The organism is Nostoc sp. NMS2 (assembly GCF_017115105.1).
In the GTDB taxonomy this organism is placed as follows: domain Bacteria; phylum Cyanobacteriota; class Cyanobacteriia; order Cyanobacteriales; family Nostocaceae; genus Nostoc.
The window spans coordinates 1-14,754 of sequence record NZ_JABXKH010000065.1 but is presented as its reverse complement, the minus strand read 5'-3'; the positions used below and the strand labels follow the sequence as shown (position 1 = coordinate 14,754).

13 protein-coding genes and 1 pseudogene are annotated in these 14,754 nt (G+C 43.3%); 4 read left to right on the top strand and 10 right to left on the bottom strand.

Annotation, left to right across the window (positions count from 1 at the left end):
- The first annotated feature begins 2 nt into the window (after positions 1-2).
- A complete protein-coding gene (locus HWQ36_RS13230; protein WP_292703146.1) occupies positions 3-905 on the top strand; it encodes an MBL fold metallo-hydrolase in 903 nt (300 codons plus the stop codon).
- A gap of 329 nt (positions 906-1,234) precedes the next feature.
- Here HWQ36_RS13230 and HWQ36_RS13225 read toward each other — a convergent pair whose 3' ends face one another.
- The 4 genes from HWQ36_RS13225 to HWQ36_RS13210 form a co-directional block, all read right to left on the bottom strand.
- Positions 1,235-2,446 carry an HhoA/HhoB/HtrA family serine endopeptidase gene (locus tag HWQ36_RS13225; protein ID WP_292703143.1) on the bottom strand — a complete coding sequence of 404 codons (1,212 nt, stop codon included), beginning with the start codon at positions 2,444-2,446 and terminating at the stop codon, positions 1,235-1,237.
- A 514-nt stretch (positions 2,447-2,960) separates the two neighbouring features.
- Complete coding sequence (locus HWQ36_RS13220) at positions 2,961-4,283, bottom strand: D-alanyl-D-alanine carboxypeptidase (protein ID WP_292703140.1); 1,323 nt, start codon at positions 4,281-4,283, stop codon at positions 2,961-2,963.
- Positions 4,284-4,742: 459 nt separating this feature from the next.
- The gene (locus HWQ36_RS13215) at positions 4,743-5,813 is read right to left on the bottom strand and encodes an LOG family protein (protein WP_292703137.1); all 1,071 of its coding nucleotides are present in this window, start codon (positions 5,811-5,813) and stop codon (positions 4,743-4,745) included.
- 253 nt (positions 5,814-6,066) lie between these two features.
- On the bottom strand, positions 6,067-7,881 hold the full coding sequence (locus HWQ36_RS13210) for a pentapeptide repeat-containing protein (protein WP_292703134.1): 1,815 nt from the start codon (positions 7,879-7,881) through the stop codon (positions 6,067-6,069).
- A gap of 523 nt (positions 7,882-8,404) precedes the next feature.
- Between HWQ36_RS13210 and HWQ36_RS13205 the strand changes: the two genes are divergently transcribed.
- From HWQ36_RS13205 to HWQ36_RS13200, 3 genes are all read left to right on the top strand, one after another.
- Complete coding sequence (locus tag HWQ36_RS13205; RefSeq protein WP_292703131.1) at positions 8,405-11,401, top strand: zinc-dependent metalloprotease; 2,997 nt, start codon at positions 8,405-8,407, stop codon at positions 11,399-11,401.
- A gap of 224 nt (positions 11,402-11,625) precedes the next feature.
- Positions 11,626-11,736 carry an element excision factor XisI family protein gene (locus tag HWQ36_RS34370; protein WP_366828954.1) on the top strand — a complete coding sequence of 37 codons (111 nt, stop codon included), beginning with the start codon at positions 11,626-11,628 and terminating at the stop codon, positions 11,734-11,736.
- The gene (locus HWQ36_RS13200; protein ID WP_366828952.1) at positions 11,729-11,959 is read left to right on the top strand and encodes a XisI protein; all 231 of its coding nucleotides are present in this window, start codon (positions 11,729-11,731) and stop codon (positions 11,957-11,959) included. The genes HWQ36_RS34370 and HWQ36_RS13200 overlap by 8 nt, the downstream gene beginning before the upstream one ends.
- 79 nt (positions 11,960-12,038) lie before the next feature.
- Here HWQ36_RS13200 and HWQ36_RS13195 read toward each other — a convergent pair whose 3' ends face one another.
- The 6 genes and pseudogenes from HWQ36_RS13195 to HWQ36_RS13170 all read right to left on the bottom strand — a co-directional run.
- Entirely contained in the window at positions 12,039-12,335 is a 297-nt protein-coding gene (locus HWQ36_RS13195) for a type II toxin-antitoxin system RelE/ParE family toxin (RefSeq protein WP_292703128.1), read from the bottom strand.
- Entirely contained in the window at positions 12,332-12,562 is a 231-nt protein-coding gene (locus HWQ36_RS13190) for an addiction module protein (RefSeq protein ID WP_292703125.1), read from the bottom strand. The genes HWQ36_RS13195 and HWQ36_RS13190 overlap by 4 nt, the downstream gene beginning before the upstream one ends.
- Positions 12,563-12,738: 176 nt before the next feature.
- Positions 12,739-13,281: a histidine phosphatase family protein gene (locus HWQ36_RS13185; protein ID WP_292703122.1), complete on the bottom strand. Its 543-nt coding sequence runs from the start codon at positions 13,279-13,281 to the stop codon at positions 12,739-12,741.
- A gap of 76 nt (positions 13,282-13,357) precedes the next feature.
- The gene (locus HWQ36_RS13180; RefSeq protein WP_292703119.1) at positions 13,358-14,092 is read right to left on the bottom strand and encodes a DUF1995 family protein; all 735 of its coding nucleotides are present in this window, start codon (positions 14,090-14,092) and stop codon (positions 13,358-13,360) included.
- Positions 14,093-14,276: 184 nt separating this feature from the next.
- On the bottom strand, positions 14,277-14,453 hold the full coding sequence (locus HWQ36_RS13175) for a hypothetical protein (protein ID WP_292703116.1): 177 nt from the start codon (positions 14,451-14,453) through the stop codon (positions 14,277-14,279).
- Positions 14,454-14,571: 118 nt separating this feature from the next.
- A pseudogene (locus HWQ36_RS13170) lies at positions 14,572-14,754 on the bottom strand (hypothetical protein); the annotation flags it as partial.

Genomic DNA, 14,754 nt, shown 5'->3' with positions numbered 1-14,754 from the left:
AAATGTCAAATTTTGAGTTGTCGGATTCCCAGAGCTACATACCTGAAAAGTCTGCTACTCTGCCAAGTAGCCCAGCAGGTGAGTTTATCGTGCAATTCTGGGGTGTACGGGGCTTGATTCCCACCCCAGACACCAGCACCAACCGCTATGGTGGTAATACTGCTTGTGTAGAAATACATGTAGGTGGGAAACGCTTGATTTTTGATGGCGGTACTGGCTTACGCATACTGGGTAAAACTTGGCAAGAACTACAACAGCCAATACAAGCCCATTTATTTTTTACCAACTGTCAATCAAATCGGATTCAAGGGTTTCCCTTTTTTGCTCCCGCATTTATTGGGGAAAATTGCTTTCATATTTACGGCACAGCTGCCTCAAATGGAGCCTCAATCAAACAATGTTTGTACGATCAGATGCTCCAGCCCCACTTTCCTTATCCTTTACAGGTAATGCAGTCGGAATTGCAGTTTTACAATCTAACTTTAGACAGTGATGTAAAGCTAGATGATGTCACCATTACAACCGCATTAATCAATCAAACTCAGCGCTCAGTTGGCTACCGAGTTACTTGGCAAGATTGTAGTGTTGCCTACGTCACGGATTTGCACCAGAATGCCGAGCAGGTGGAGCGAGAGCGGATTTTAGAGTTTATTAAAGGCGTTGATTTGCTGATTGCCAATGCCACTTACACTCCCCCTACATCTCACAACCATGACTCTGCTGATTTGCTCTGGCAAGCTGCGATGAATGCAGCCCTGAATGCTGGTGTGCAACGGCTAGCTATTTCTCATCATCACCCAGATGACCATGATGATTTTCTTGACCGGGTTCAAGTCGATGTTAAATCTGCCTTTCCTCAAGCAGTATTAGCCCATGAAGGTCTAGTTTTAGCTGTTGGTAAGTGATTTGACTCGTTGGCATTTTGAAATCTCTGTTAGAGCGATGCCTACGACAGGAAGCTACACAGGCAAAGTCCGCGGAGGCGGACTAAGAAAAAATTAAGGGTTTGAAACCCAGATCGGTGGGTAAAGTTTCGTGTAGACGAGGTTTCTAACCGCCCTTTTAACTTAAGTTGACACTATTCCACACAATTAAAATCGGCTATATTGCAATACGCTTCAGTTAAGGCTAAAACTCTGTTATCCAAGTCAATTTTTTAACGAACCGCCAAGGCGCAGAGTCCGCAGAGAGAAGAAAGAAATGCTTAACCCAAGCGTATTGGGCTATATTGCCCCTACGAAGCATTTTGCAACTCGGCTGTACGGATTGAAAGCTGCTGTGTCTGATTACCCCGTTGCACTTTCAACTGTAATACTTGACCAAGCCGACTGTCTTCTACAACATTTTGCAATTGTTCAGCGCTGGTAATAGCTTTACCATCTACTTGCAGAATTACATCCCCGCGCCGGATACCAGCAGATGCGGCTGGAGAATTGGGAACTACTCGCATTACAAAAACACCATTAATTTCTGGTATCTGAATAGGAGAGTTGGGATCGGTGTTATTTTGTTTGGCAAGATCGGGTGTTAAAGTTAGCATTTGCACACCTAAATAGGGGTGAGCAACTTTGCCATCACGTTGCAGTTGCGCGGCGATCGCTTTGGCTTTATCAATAGGAATGGCAAACCCAATACCCATCGCGTCGGGACGGATGGCTGTGTTAATGCCAATCACTTCACCTTGGCCATTTAATAGCGGACCGCCAGAGTTACCTGGGTTAATGGCGGCATCGGTTTGAATGAAGTCTAAGCGTTTGTCGCTAATACCAACTTGGGCGCTGGAACGTTTGAGAGTACTGACAATCCCCAAGGTAACGGTGTTATCAAATCCTAAAGGATTACCAACTGCGATCGCCCAATCTCCGACTTGGACATTAGTGGAAGAACCCAAGGGTGCGACTGGTAAATCGTTACCAGCGTTAATCTTGACTACTGCCAAATCTGTAACTTCATCAATGCCTTGAACTTTTCCTTCAAAGGTGCGGCCATCTTTGAGCCGGACTGTTACCTTATCAGCCTTATCGACCACATGGGCGTTAGTCATAACTAAGCCGCTCTTGTCAATAATGAAACCTGAGCCTAAACCGCGTAACTGCTCAGAAGGGGGCATTTGTTGGGAGAAACCATCACCAAAAAACCGCCGGAAAAAGGGGTCTTCCATAAATGGATCAACGCGACGAGTAATTGTCCGCTCAGTATCAATGCGAACAACTGCTGAACCAACATGATTCACTGCTGCTGTCACAAAGCTAGTACTACCGATCGCAGCCGTGGCTGGTGATTGTCGTTGGGCAATCAGTTGTGAAGTATCTCCTATTGGAGGTGCGGGTTCGGCTTGGGAGGGCAACACCTGCAATGTGCTAACCGTTAGCACAACTCCTAGCGCGATCGCTAAAACATAACTACTGAGTTGACGTATGGATCTGGGTAATTTGGGAAATCGCATAATCACAATCTAAATTTATAAGCTTAATTGTTGCTTAGTCGTGACAAATCTATTTACAGTTATTTTTACTTCCGGTTTCGCCTGCTCTTCCCAATCCTGTGGTTAGGGCATTTTACGAGTTACCTATAATCAAGTTAATTGAAAATTTAACCCAAAAGCTATTATGGACATTTACCCTTTACAAGTTCGGTTTTTACCCATCATTAAATAATTCGTAATTCGTAATTCGTAATTCGTAATTAAGTTTTGTGACGGGGATTTAGCGCTGCATTGCGGTCTTGGGGTCTCCCCCGCCGCAGGATGCGCGTTCGCAAAGCGTCTCGCAGAGAAGCGCTGTAGAGGAGCAACTTTGCATTCGCAGTCCCCGACCCAAAACTTTCTGCTTGTAGAGGTAGAGGAATTAAACCCCTAAACTTTGTTAAAACTTTTGGATTGCTAACAAAACTAGAACTATAAAAAGAAGATAGAGGACACCCACGCTCACTTTTGGTTCAAAACCTGAGCAGATGATGAACTAACTTTTGAATAAAATTTCATTCCGACTGGTTGCACCTAGCTGGGGTAAAGAGTTGATGGCTGAGTGGGGAATGAGGGCAGTAGGAACGGTTAGAGGTAGTTGTAACTGTTTTACAACATTTTGTAGTAGTTGGTCTTGTCCAGTCCGCAAACCCCAAACATTTGTCCCACGGTTGATAATAGCAAACCAAACCAAACCGCGATCGCGTGTGGGCATAACTCCCGCTAAAGCGCTCACATCCCGAAGAGTGCCAGTTTTGATCACAGTAGCAAGGGGAATGTGTCTGGCGTGTACTGTTCCTCGGTGATCAAACCCAGACATCGGGAACAAGTCACCCAGATTTAGCTGATGGGCAGATGCCTCACTTTGAATAGCCATAAACATCGCACAAACAGCCCTGGGGGAAATGCGATTTTCGGGGCCTAGTCCAGAACCATTGATTAACTGAATTTCCACTTGTGGCACTCTCGCAAGGTTAGCAGCAGTGGATTGGACTACAGCTGCTCCTCCCACTGACTCTGCTAGCATCTCTGCCATATCGTTATTACTATAAATGTTCATTTCCTTGAGCAGTTGCTTCAAGGGTAAGGAGCGATGACGCAGTAACAAAGTTTGTTGAGAGTTTGGTTGGGCCTCAACCTTCACCGTCCCCGAAATGACAACTTGAGGCTTGGGTGTTCCCTTCGCCATGATTGAGTGGACGTAAATAGCGGGGCGGCCCCAAGTTGCACGATTTAGTATTTGCTTGAGCAGCATACCCGCCAGCATCGGTTGCCGTTGGAAATTCATGGCAAAACTGCCATTAATAATTAAATTTCCCTTTACCTGCTTGATGCCCATTTTATTAAGAGTATTACCAAGAGCGATCGCTTCTTCCCAAACAAACAAAGGATCGCCACCGCCTGTAATCACCAAATCACCCTGCACAACTCCATTTACCACTGGCCCAGTAATACTCACCAAAGTATCAAATTGGTAATCTGGCCCCCAAGTTTTCAAAGCAACTAGGGAAGTGGCAATTTTGGTTAAAGAGGCAGCAGGGAGAGGTGTTGTACCTTGGTGATTTGCCATCAGCATTGGCCCCGACTGCATCCAAATGCCCTGACTCTCAGCCAGATTTTGCGCCACCACTTTTGATGTGATGAGCTTTTTCAGATATTCTTGCACCGTAGTTGCCCCAGTTGGATTGGGATCGGGGGCAAGAACTAAGCCAGGACTACTTTGCCAAGTTAAAGCATCTAAGGCATCTAGAGGCTTGATTTGTACTCCGGCCATTTCCAGCCAGAGTGACACCAAACCTGAACCCAATAATTCCAGCATATTTTATTCCTCTATATGTGTTTAGGATGTTTTATATTATTTCCTGTGCCAATATACACGCTTTTTTATGCCGATCAGCATTGAGTCACAATAACTGGTGCATTTCACATCTGAAAGTAAGGTGAATCACATGATTTTCGTTATACTTTTTACAAAATAAAGTCGAGCTAAGAGCCACGTCTCTTGAAAGCCAGTATAAAGGAGGCAAAGCAAATTGACTCTTCAGATTTCATCATTTTTTATTAAAAATTTGATAATAATTTATATACATTGGAAATTTAATCTTCAATACCTCTTTCAAAGTCATGCTAAAGCAGACATATCAACTAGACATTTAAAATGGGTTGCTTATTTACGCCGTGCGGTGCTAGTCAAGTCTTTTATCCGAAAGATATTAAACTGACAACAGAAGCCTGTCAAAAATATTGGGATACGGGTGGAAAAATCCACCCCTAAACCCTACTTTCTTTCTGGGTGTGCTGCATCTTCTAATGAAGCAGTACCCATTTGGTTAATTGTGGCAATCATCTGATACAAACGCCCCAAGTCGCGTTGATTGAAGTACAAAATGAGGCGAGGTAGTTCAACCGTTTCATCTTGTGCTTCTTGAGGTAATGCCTGAGTTTTTTCAATCCGTCCTTTAACAATAATGTCGCTGAAATCAGCATTGAGTTGCTCTACAAGATCGTCTGATATATGGCTCTTCAGGCGGATGACTAATCGATCGCCTACATATCGACAGGAATGATAAACCTGGTAAAAACGAGTAATAGCGTCACAAGCCACATCCAGGTTATCTGTCACCGTGTAAAGGCTGGGGTCTTCAGGACTCACAAGACCATTTTGCACTAATTGCTTATTAATATATTCGCTCCAAGACCGCCAGTAATCACCACCAGGGTGGTCAATTAAAACTAGAGGTACTGGGCCAAACTTACCATTCTGGCTTAATGTCATACATTCAAAAGCTTCATCCTGAGTACCAAAGCCTCCCGGAAATAAGGCTACAGCATCACTTTCTTTGAGAAGAAAAAGCTTGCGAGTAAAGAAATATTTGAAATTAATTAGCTTGGGATCGCCTTCTATAAAAGGGTTTGCTTCTTGTTCAAAGGGTAATTGAATATTTAATCCAAAGGAATTTTCTCGTCCAGCACCTTCGTGACCCGCCTGCATGATTCCACCGCCACCGCCAGTCATCACCATAAATCCTAATTGAGAAACAGCACGAGCAAACTCAACGGCCATTTGGTACTCTGGCGTATCTGGCGCTAGACGAGCAGAACCGAAGATGGTGACTTTGCGAACGTGTCGGTAGTCATAAAAAAGCTGGAAACCGCGTTCCATATCTGCTAACGCAGCCGACAATATTTTCCAGTCGAGACGCTCAATTTCGGTATCAGCTAGACGAACAATAGTAGCAAGTGCTTGCTGAATAAGTTGCCGATTTTTTAATGTCGGTAAACGAGCGATCAATTCAGCGATATCCGCCTGTAAAGACTCTAATGTGTCAAACGACGCAGATGAAGTCATGAGAACTGCTGCAACAATGGCATTATATTTTACCGAAAAACTGGGTGCAAAGCCCCGTTATCAAGGACGCTTACGCAAAAATACACGCGGTAGGGGCAATTCATGAATTGCCCTAAGAAGAAAATTGTGGTTTTGACTATTGTTTGCGTAAATTCTAATTAAACCTGGTAGCATCTGAATGTTTTGAAAACGGTAGAGATGCTGAGGGTGCAGAGGTTTTAATGTACACAAATACAGATGTCACCACGTCCCCTCAATTCAACCCCAGTTCTTCTTTCAATGCCTCCGGGACATTAACTGCTGTCTCTAATCCCCGCACACCTTCCCATTGCTGTTTTTTACCCCAGGTCATTTTTTCCATATTGGCATCGCTGAGGTCTGCACCACTGAGAAGGGCGTAACTTAGGTTACTGTGGCTGAGATTCGCGCCATTGAGAATCGCACCACTCAGGTTACTGCCACTGAGGTTAGCACTGTTAAGGTTGGCATAGCTGAAGTCTGTACCGAAAAGGATCGCGTCGGTGAGGTCGGCTTCGCTGAGGTCTGCTTCGCTGAGAATCACCCCACTGAGGTCAGCTTCGTTGAGGCTTACCCGACTCAGGTCTACGCCGCTAAGGTCTGCACCTAAGAACATTGCACCGTTAAGTTTGGCACCGTTAAGTTTGGCACCGTTAAGTTTGGCATAGCTAAGGTCAGCAGCCATGAGAATGGCATCACTAAGGTTGGTACTGAAAAGAATTGTGTCGCTGAGGTTAGTACCGTTGAGGATGGCGTTACTCAAATCAGCACCACTGAGGTCAGCGCGGCAGAGGTCAGCATGGTTAAGGTTGACGTTACTGAGATTGGCTTCACTTAGATTCGCACCAAAAAGGATAGCGTTGCTGAGGTCGGTATAACTAAGGTTGGTACTGCTGAGGTCGGCGCGGCTGAGGTCGGCGTGGCTTAGGTCGGCGCGGCTAAGGTTGGTACTGCTAAGGTCGGCGCGATTCAGGTCGGCGCGGCTAAGGTTGGCACAGCTAAGGTTAGCACCACTAAGGTTAGTGCTGCTAAGGTCGGCATCACTGAGGTTAGCCCCACTGAGGTTAGCCCCACTGAGGTTGGCATCGCCGAAGTTGGCACCGCTAAGGTTAGCACCGATGAAGTTTACGCCAGTTAAGTTGGCATCACCGAGATAAGCAAGGCTGAGGTCGGCACCGCTAAAGTTTGCTCCGGTGAGGTTGGCATCGCCCAAGTAAGCACTACGAAAGTTACCACCTTTGAGGAATTGCCCAACTATACTGCTAAAGTTGCCAATTTCTAGGGCATCGCTATAGTTAATGATCCGCAGCAGTTGGGATGTGAAAAAATTGTCTGTATCTGGTTGGGCTGATGGATAGAAGGTAATTTTTTCTTTGAGTTCATCTCGCTCTTGGGCGTAGCGGTGTAACTCTAACAGTAAAATCAGTACGTTCAACCCTGTATAGATATCTACCTGTCTCAGCCCGATCGCAATATTTTGTGCCGCTAGCTTTAATTTTGTTCTCTGAGGCAGGTTATCATCTGGTGTGGCATCAATAAATTCTCCCTGACACCAACGACGATAAAAGTCTTCTAGCCGCCAGAAAAGCACTTCTAGGTGAATCTTTTGACTAGTCAGAACCAATTCCATTATTTGGTTGACTATTTCTGATTTCAGCGCTCCATTGCCTAGTAAATCATAAATCTCTTCATGCATCTGGCGATGTCTACGATGGTCACTGAGCGAAGTCGAAGTGCGGGCTACGCCTACGCCCACTCTCAAATATAACTCTGATGGTAGCGGGCCCGATATGCGATCGCCTATCTTAGAAGTCAAACTGCTCTTTAGAGTTGTCCATTTTTCTAAGCTTTCTTGCAGTCTTTGAAACCATAAATCTTCCTTTAAATTATCTTGAGCAAATTTAAAGCCTTTGTCTAGTTTTTTAATACTTTTTCCTAGAGATAAACCAACTTTAGTTTCCACCGATGTGGTCTTTGGCATCTCTTGTAAGCTTATATCCCTCACATAATTTCTCAGCAGTTGCCAAACTTGAGATAAATATGTTGACATTTCTGTGTCCGTTGTTACATTTATATTACTGTTTTGATAATCTGGAACTAAAAGTTTTTCTTTGCTACTTTGCTTCTCATTGCCAAAAATAAATAGTATCAATAAATACTACACGAAAAATATCATGCGTTGTCGATATCTCCGATGGGCTACACTGACGGCGTTCCTGGAGGGCGGCTTCTCGCTAACTCATAGTCACTTGAAGCTTCTTCTCTTGATGCAAATAAAGTGTCATCAGAAAAATCCTTTCAAAAATCAAGTAATTTTCCGACTTTGGTTAATTTGTTATACTTTTTTCCCAAGATATTTACTAGTCTGATGTAAAAATAATGCTTACTCATTGTAAGAGACGCAATTGTTAGGAAAAATCCATCTGTAAAACAGCATGAACATTGCGGAAAAAGGGCAACTAAAATTGAAGTCTAAACTTTACTGCTTTATATAAAGCAACTGAAAAAATAGGCTACATAGCTTTGCAAAAGTTAAAAATTAACTACAGAATCTTTATTGGAGGATTGATGCGATGAACAAAAGATTAACTTTTTATATGATTTTGTTACATAGTTTGTTTTTAGGGATAGCAACGGCTAGTGCCAAGTCACCGTTTGTGAATGGAGTTAATCCAGATTTGTCAGCGAACCAGAAGGCTGTGCGGGTTGTAAAAGCCGTAGTTACAGCCAATAGTCAGTTAACGACAGAAACTTCTTCAACCAAAATTTCAGCATTATCGCTAAATAATATCAATATTTCTCAGAAACAAAGGCTACCGTCAGGACAAATTTGGGTGGTTAATCAAAATAAACACGTACAGCCTAAACCATTTGTTTGGGTAGTCAAAGATTCTAAAAAAGCAGGACAGCAACCATTTTTGCAAGTTGCAAAACCCGAGGAAAAGCCTAAACCTAGCAAAACACCACCAGCAAAGGATGATTTAGAGCCGTTTGATGAAGTGGTGAAAGACACCCAAAAGTCAGGGGGGCTGTTTACCCTTTATCGCAATAAAGAAAAGAATAAAATTTATCTAGAAATTAAGCCAGAGCAACTTAATAAAAATTACCTCGCTACGGCAACCCTAGAATCGGGCATTGGCGAACGGGGTATTTATAGTGGTATGCCTCTGCAAGATTTTTTGTTTTATTTCCAACGGGTAGATGATAAATTAAACTTTGTCATCCGCAATGTCAATTTTCGCACTCGTGAGGGAGATCCTCAAGTGCGATCGCTAGCCCGGTCTTTTAGTGATTCTGTTCTCTACAGCATTTCCATAAAAAGCATTCATCCACAACGCAAAACTCTTCTGATCGATTTGGGCGATTTATTACTGACAGATTTAGGCGGATTATCTGCAAGCTTAGGAGTCCCAGGAACCACAGACCAGTCCTATTTTGGTAATGCTAAAGCTTTTCCGCAAAACTTAGAAATTGAGTCAGTATTAAATTACTCTGGTAGCACCGATCATGAGAGCGAAACACCAAGTTTTGGCTCACTAGCTGATAACCGTGGCTTTACCCTGCGCGTCCACTATAGTCTCTCTCAACTACCTGATAAAGATTATCGACCGCGCCTTGCTGACGATCGCATCGGCTATTTTATCACCGCCTACCAAGATTTATCCAAAGACGATCGCGGCGATTCTTTTGTCCGTTACATAAATCGCTGGGATTTAGAAAAACAAGACCCAAAAGCATTAATTTCTCGCCCCAAAAAACCAATTGTCTTCTGGATTGATAACGCTGTGCCCTTAGAATACCGCGATGCGATGAAAGAAGGCATCCTAATGTGGAATAAAGCCTTTCTGAAAGCGGGATTCAAGGATGCAATTGAAGTCCGCCAGATGCCGGATGATGCCACATGGGACCCGGCAGATATTCGTTACAACACAATTCGCTGGATTAACACAGTCGATGGTTATTTTGCAATGGGGCCATCCCGCGTTAATCCCTTGACTGGGGAAATTTTGGATGCAGACATTCTCGTAGATGCCAGCTTTGTCCGGGCACTTAAGAATGAGTATCGCAAAATTGTCCAACCCAGCCAAACACAAAGCCAGACTACCTTATCAGCTTTGATGCAAAATCGTCTACTTTGCGCTAATGGTTTAGATAGCAAAAACAATGCTGTACCGAAGCAGATGCCAGGGAAACAAGAGTTGTTGAATCGTTTATCTAAAATGGCAGGCGAGTACGATTTATGCTATGGGATGGAAGCTGCTAACCAGTTTGCCCTTGGTTCCCTGGCGATGTCACTATTGCCAGATACCATGGCCACTCCCGATCAGGTGAAAGAATATATCAATCAATATTTACGTTTAATCATCGCTCACGAAGTTGGACATACTCTTGGTTTACGTCATAACTTTCGTGGTAGTACTCTGCTACCACCAGAGGAGATGAATAATACGGAAATTACCAAAAATAAAGGTCTGACAACTTCCGTAATGGACTACATTCCCCCAAATATTGCCCCTCAAGGCACAAAACAGGGAGATTATTTTCCTAGTATGGTGGGGCCTTATGATGACTGGGCGATTAAGTATGGCTACATCCCAATTAAGACATCAACTCCCATAGCAGAAAAGCCAATTTTAGAGGAAATTGCCGCCCAATCCTATAAGCCAGAGTTGAGTTATTCTACAGATGAAGATGTCTATGACCTTGACCCAACTGCTGATGCTTGGGATAACAGTGGCAATGTGCTGCTTTATTCTCAGTGGCAGTTGAATAATTCGCGGGTGATGTGGGAACGTCTCGATAAGCGTTACCCATTAGCTGGTGATAGTTACAGCGATGTCAGCGAACGTTTTAGCACAGTATTGGGTAACTATTTTCAACAAATATATTACACCACTAAATACATCGGCGGACAGTCTTTTTATCGCATTCACCCTAGCGAAATCCCCTCTGGAGTTGAGCAACACCGATTACCATTTGAACCAGTACCAGTTAAAGAACAACGACAAGCTTTAGAAACGTTGCAAAAATATGTGTTTGCAGAAGATGCCCTGAGCTTTTCACCAGAACTACTGAATAAATTAGCACCTTCCCGTTGGCGACATTGGGGTAGTTCTCCCCAAGTCGGGCGTTTGGATTTTCCAATTCATGACTTGGTGCTACTCATGCAGGGTTCTGTGTTGCGAGATTTACTCTCAGGCGATCGCCTCTCTCGCCTCAAGGATATTGAACTTAAAACTAAGCCAGAAAATGCACTGACTCTACCAGAACTATTTGACACTTTGCAATCAGGTATCTGGACAGAAGTAATCAAACCAAAAGGTAAACCAATGAAGATTGCCAGTTTACGGCGAGGCTTGCAGCGCCAATACCTGGACATTTTGACTGATATGGTGTTGCGAAAAGAATATGTCCCAGAAGATGCTCGGACTCTGGCTTGGTATAAACTCAAACAACTAGATGAGAAACTCAAGGGGGTTAATTCTGAAGATGAATATACCAAAGCGCATTTATTAGAAACACGCGATCGCATCGAGAAAGTCTTGAATGCACCGTTGCAAGGGAATTAAAAAAAGTTAGGAGTTAGGAATGAGGAGTTAGGAGTAAAATTCCTAACTCATAAATTTCACAACATTGTAAAATCGGCATTGCAAACACCGAGAGGCTCAGATCCCCGACTTCTTGAAGAAGTCGGGGATCTTTTTGTTGATAACTCCTGCAAGGATTACCATATTATCCAGCGAAGTCAAATCAATCTGCTAGTTTATGATGTGGAAACGGAGGAAATTAGCCGATGGCAGATTTAGATAAATATCGAAATTGTATTCGTCAATTACTTACAGAATATGCTCAACTTGCATCATCTGATAATGAAATTGAAGCTCAAACAATTTTTGATGGATAACAAGACCATTACCAACTTATATATTGGTTGGCAAAATAAACATCGGGTTTTTGGCCCTGTGATGCACTTTGATATTAAAAACGGCAAGATTTGGATTCAGTGGAATGGTACAGAAGAGGATGTGGGTGAGCAACTAACGGCGATGGGAGTACCAAAACACGATATTGTAGTTGGATTTCAGCCGTCTTACATCCGGCAGTATACAGATTATACTGTGGGATAACGACCAAACTCACTGACTGCAAACAACCCTTTTAATCGCCCTCCATTCTCAGTGCAGCAGCTATTTAAACCACTGTCAACTACTCACGCTCAACCCAGTATTGTGGTTTACGTTTGTGATGTGCGACTGCCAAAATACGAATCTGATCGGATTCTAGAATCCGATACAACAAATAATATGGAAACTTGGGCAAAATCAGGCGGCGAAGGGAGTCTTGAATTTTTGAACCAGCTTCGGGATATCGGATGAGAAAGCTGACTGCGTGTTCTATTTCTCCAATATACTCCAAACCAAGTCCGGGTTCTTGCTCTTCGTAATAGGCTACAGCATCAATTAATTCTTGCTCTGCTAAGGGATGAAATATAACGTTTTTCATTGCAAAGATGCACGAATTTGCTGAAAAACTTTTTCGGCAGAAATACCACTTAATTTACTGCTATCCATTTCTTGATCGCGCAGTTTTGCTTCTTCAACCCAGATGGATGCAACTTCTCGATCAATTTCGTCACTTTTGCCCAAGTGTTCAAGGAGTCGAGCCAGTAGTTCCGCTTGAGAGTCTTTTGGAAGTGCCAAAACTTCAGCTTCAAGGTTTTCAAGTGTCATAGGTATTTAAGAGTTTTCTAGCGAAGTACTCCTATCATACTTGAGGATTAAAAACGTTTGGTGCTAATCACTCTGCCGATCGCTGCTCGAATTTACTCGTGGCAATTAGATAGTTAGATTTCACTCGCCCTACATCCGGCAGTATACAGATCATGCCGTAAATTAAAGGCTTGTTACTAAAATATCATTCGCTCTACGTGTGTTGCACTATTGAGAAACTGTATGCGATAGACATCTGGATTGCTCAATTTTTCCCATTCAGCGTAACCGATGCGATCGTCAAAATGCTTCAGAATCAGCGCCATTAAATTGCCATGTGTGACGATCGCAGTTATGCTGGTTTTTTGCTGTAATACTTCATTAATTACAGCTATCCCACGCGCCATAGCACTACGACTAGACTCACCACCATCTAGATATAAATCAAGATTGGTAAATGACTCAGCCAATCGCTCACGCCAATCATCAAGCGGTGTTGCACACAGCACGCGCTCGGTAAGTCGATTATCAATTTCGATTGAAATACCCAGACGTTCAGTGAGTGGAGCAATTGACTGATATGCTCTCATAAATGGACTAGAGATCACCCGCTCGATCCCAAAGCTGAATAACAAATCAGCAAGAGCGATCGCTTCAAAGTATCCCTGTGATGTCAGAGGCGCGTTAGGTTCCTGTCCAACTGCTTGGCAATGTCGCACAATGTATAGGGTTTTCAGCATCAAGTTTCTGTTTTAGAAATAAAAAACTCAAAATGAGGCAGCAGATGAGCTTTCCTCCTGCTACCTCTGCTTTCTCCTAACTACTCAACGCCTTTAAGAACCGTTGCAAACTCTTAAATACATTGGGCTTTCTCACAGGTGTTGCATCTGTTGTCGTTTGCGGTTGTCCTTTTAAAAGGATCTGATCCAAATCATCACCCGATGGTTTTGTGGGTAATTCGGCAATTCTTTGATATTCGCCGTCAGTTTCCAGCCAAACTTCCCACTGTCCTGGGTAGCAGCGAGATAGGGCGCTTTGATCGTCTATGGGGCGCAGGTAATAACAGGATTCAATGGTATTGGTAAAACGCAGACGAGTTTGCCTTGCTGCATAACCAATACCCACAACCCCAGAATCTTCTAGACGGGGATTTAAAAAGACTACAGGGCGATCGCCTATTTCTTGACATAGCTTTTCCACCTGCGGTACTTCTACGGAAGTGGGAGCGATGAATAAGAAAATTTCATCTTCTGGCTGAATTTTTGTTTGTAAAGAAGCAGTTCTTACCGTACCGATATCTAAAATTTGAAATGGTGCATCAGCCCAATTGCGGCGGGCTAAGGCCGCAGCACCCGCGTCAGCAAAGAAAATCTTCAAACGGGAATCGTATTCTGTAAACAGTGGCAGAAATTGTTCCGCCACCGGCATAAACTTGAGTTCTGGAAACAGGAACTCAACTTGGATGCGAGTACAACCATCTGCAAGGGCAGCTTGGACGGCTGTACGAGATTGAGCGATCGCATCTTCAAGGGTATTAGGAAGTTCACTCATAGTTTGTTATGTCGCTTTAGCATTACTTCCATTGTTCCAGTATTGGCTATGATTGAGGCAGTAAACACAAAGGTGTTTGACATCCCAAATTTAGAGTGCGATCGGATACAAGACACACTCAAAATTTTACCTGTTGGAAAAAGACTCGTTTAAAACTTTTAGCGACAATGGCATAGAGCGCCGCTCAGATAAAACCTAGATATTTTGATACGCGATAAGCAAGCAAAATTCCTGTAATACCACCAATAACGCTAAAGAAGATCGAGACGAACGATAGCAAACTTCCACCCCACAAGACTGGGATGTAGCTGCCAATCGTAGAGCCAATAAACACCCCAATCCCAATGATGAATTTATTCATTCAATAAAAGCCTCAAAAGTCATAAAAATTAAGTCATGCTTTAACTCCTTTATGACTCAAAATATTACCTTTTGGGAAAAACTCGTTTAACAATACCGAACACCTCGCCTATTCACAACTACTCAACCCAGTTTTCTAATAGGAGCGTAGGAATACGAGAAAACTCTCGCACATTATTGGTGACTAGGGTAACTCCTAAACTCAGCGCATGAGAAGCAATGAGCATATCCATTGCACCAATAATAAGGGACTGACAAATAAAAAAACATCCCAAATTTTCTTGTGGGATGGGTGTCCGCAC

Excerpts from the sequence above, each read along its gene's own strand:
- HWQ36_RS13220 (WP_292703140.1), bottom strand. The coding sequence starts at position 4,283 with ATGCTGGAATTATTGGGTTCAGGTTTGGTGTCACTCTGGCTGGAAATG.
- HWQ36_RS13185 (WP_292703122.1), bottom strand. The coding sequence starts at position 13,281 with ATGCTGAAAACCCTATACATTGTGCGACATTGCCAAGCAGTTGGACAG.
- HWQ36_RS13200 (WP_366828952.1), top strand. The coding sequence starts at position 11,729 with ATGGATAACAAGACCATTACCAACTTATATATTGGTTGGCAAAATAAA.
- HWQ36_RS13195 (WP_292703128.1), bottom strand. The coding sequence starts at position 12,335 with ATGAAAAACGTTATATTTCATCCCTTAGCAGAGCAAGAATTAATTGAT.
- HWQ36_RS13215 (WP_292703137.1), bottom strand. The coding sequence starts at position 5,813 with ATGACTTCATCTGCGTCGTTTGACACATTAGAGTCTTTACAGGCGGAT.
- HWQ36_RS13225 (WP_292703143.1), bottom strand. The coding sequence starts at position 2,446 with ATGCGATTTCCCAAATTACCCAGATCCATACGTCAACTCAGTAGTTAT.
- HWQ36_RS13180 (WP_292703119.1), bottom strand. The coding sequence starts at position 14,092 with ATGAGTGAACTTCCTAATACCCTTGAAGATGCGATCGCTCAATCTCGT.
- HWQ36_RS13190 (WP_292703125.1), bottom strand. The coding sequence starts at position 12,562 with ATGACACTTGAAAACCTTGAAGCTGAAGTTTTGGCACTTCCAAAAGAC.
- HWQ36_RS13175 (WP_292703116.1), bottom strand. The coding sequence starts at position 14,453 with ATGAATAAATTCATCATTGGGATTGGGGTGTTTATTGGCTCTACGATT.
- HWQ36_RS13230 (WP_292703146.1), top strand. The coding sequence starts at position 3 with ATGTCAAATTTTGAGTTGTCGGATTCCCAGAGCTACATACCTGAAAAG.
- HWQ36_RS34370 (WP_366828954.1), top strand. The coding sequence starts at position 11,626 with ATGGCAGATTTAGATAAATATCGAAATTGTATTCGTCAATTACTTACA.
- HWQ36_RS13205 (WP_292703131.1), top strand. The coding sequence starts at position 8,405 with ATGAACAAAAGATTAACTTTTTATATGATTTTGTTACATAGTTTGTTT.
- HWQ36_RS13210 (WP_292703134.1), bottom strand. The coding sequence starts at position 7,881 with ATGTCAACATATTTATCTCAAGTTTGGCAACTGCTGAGAAATTATGTG.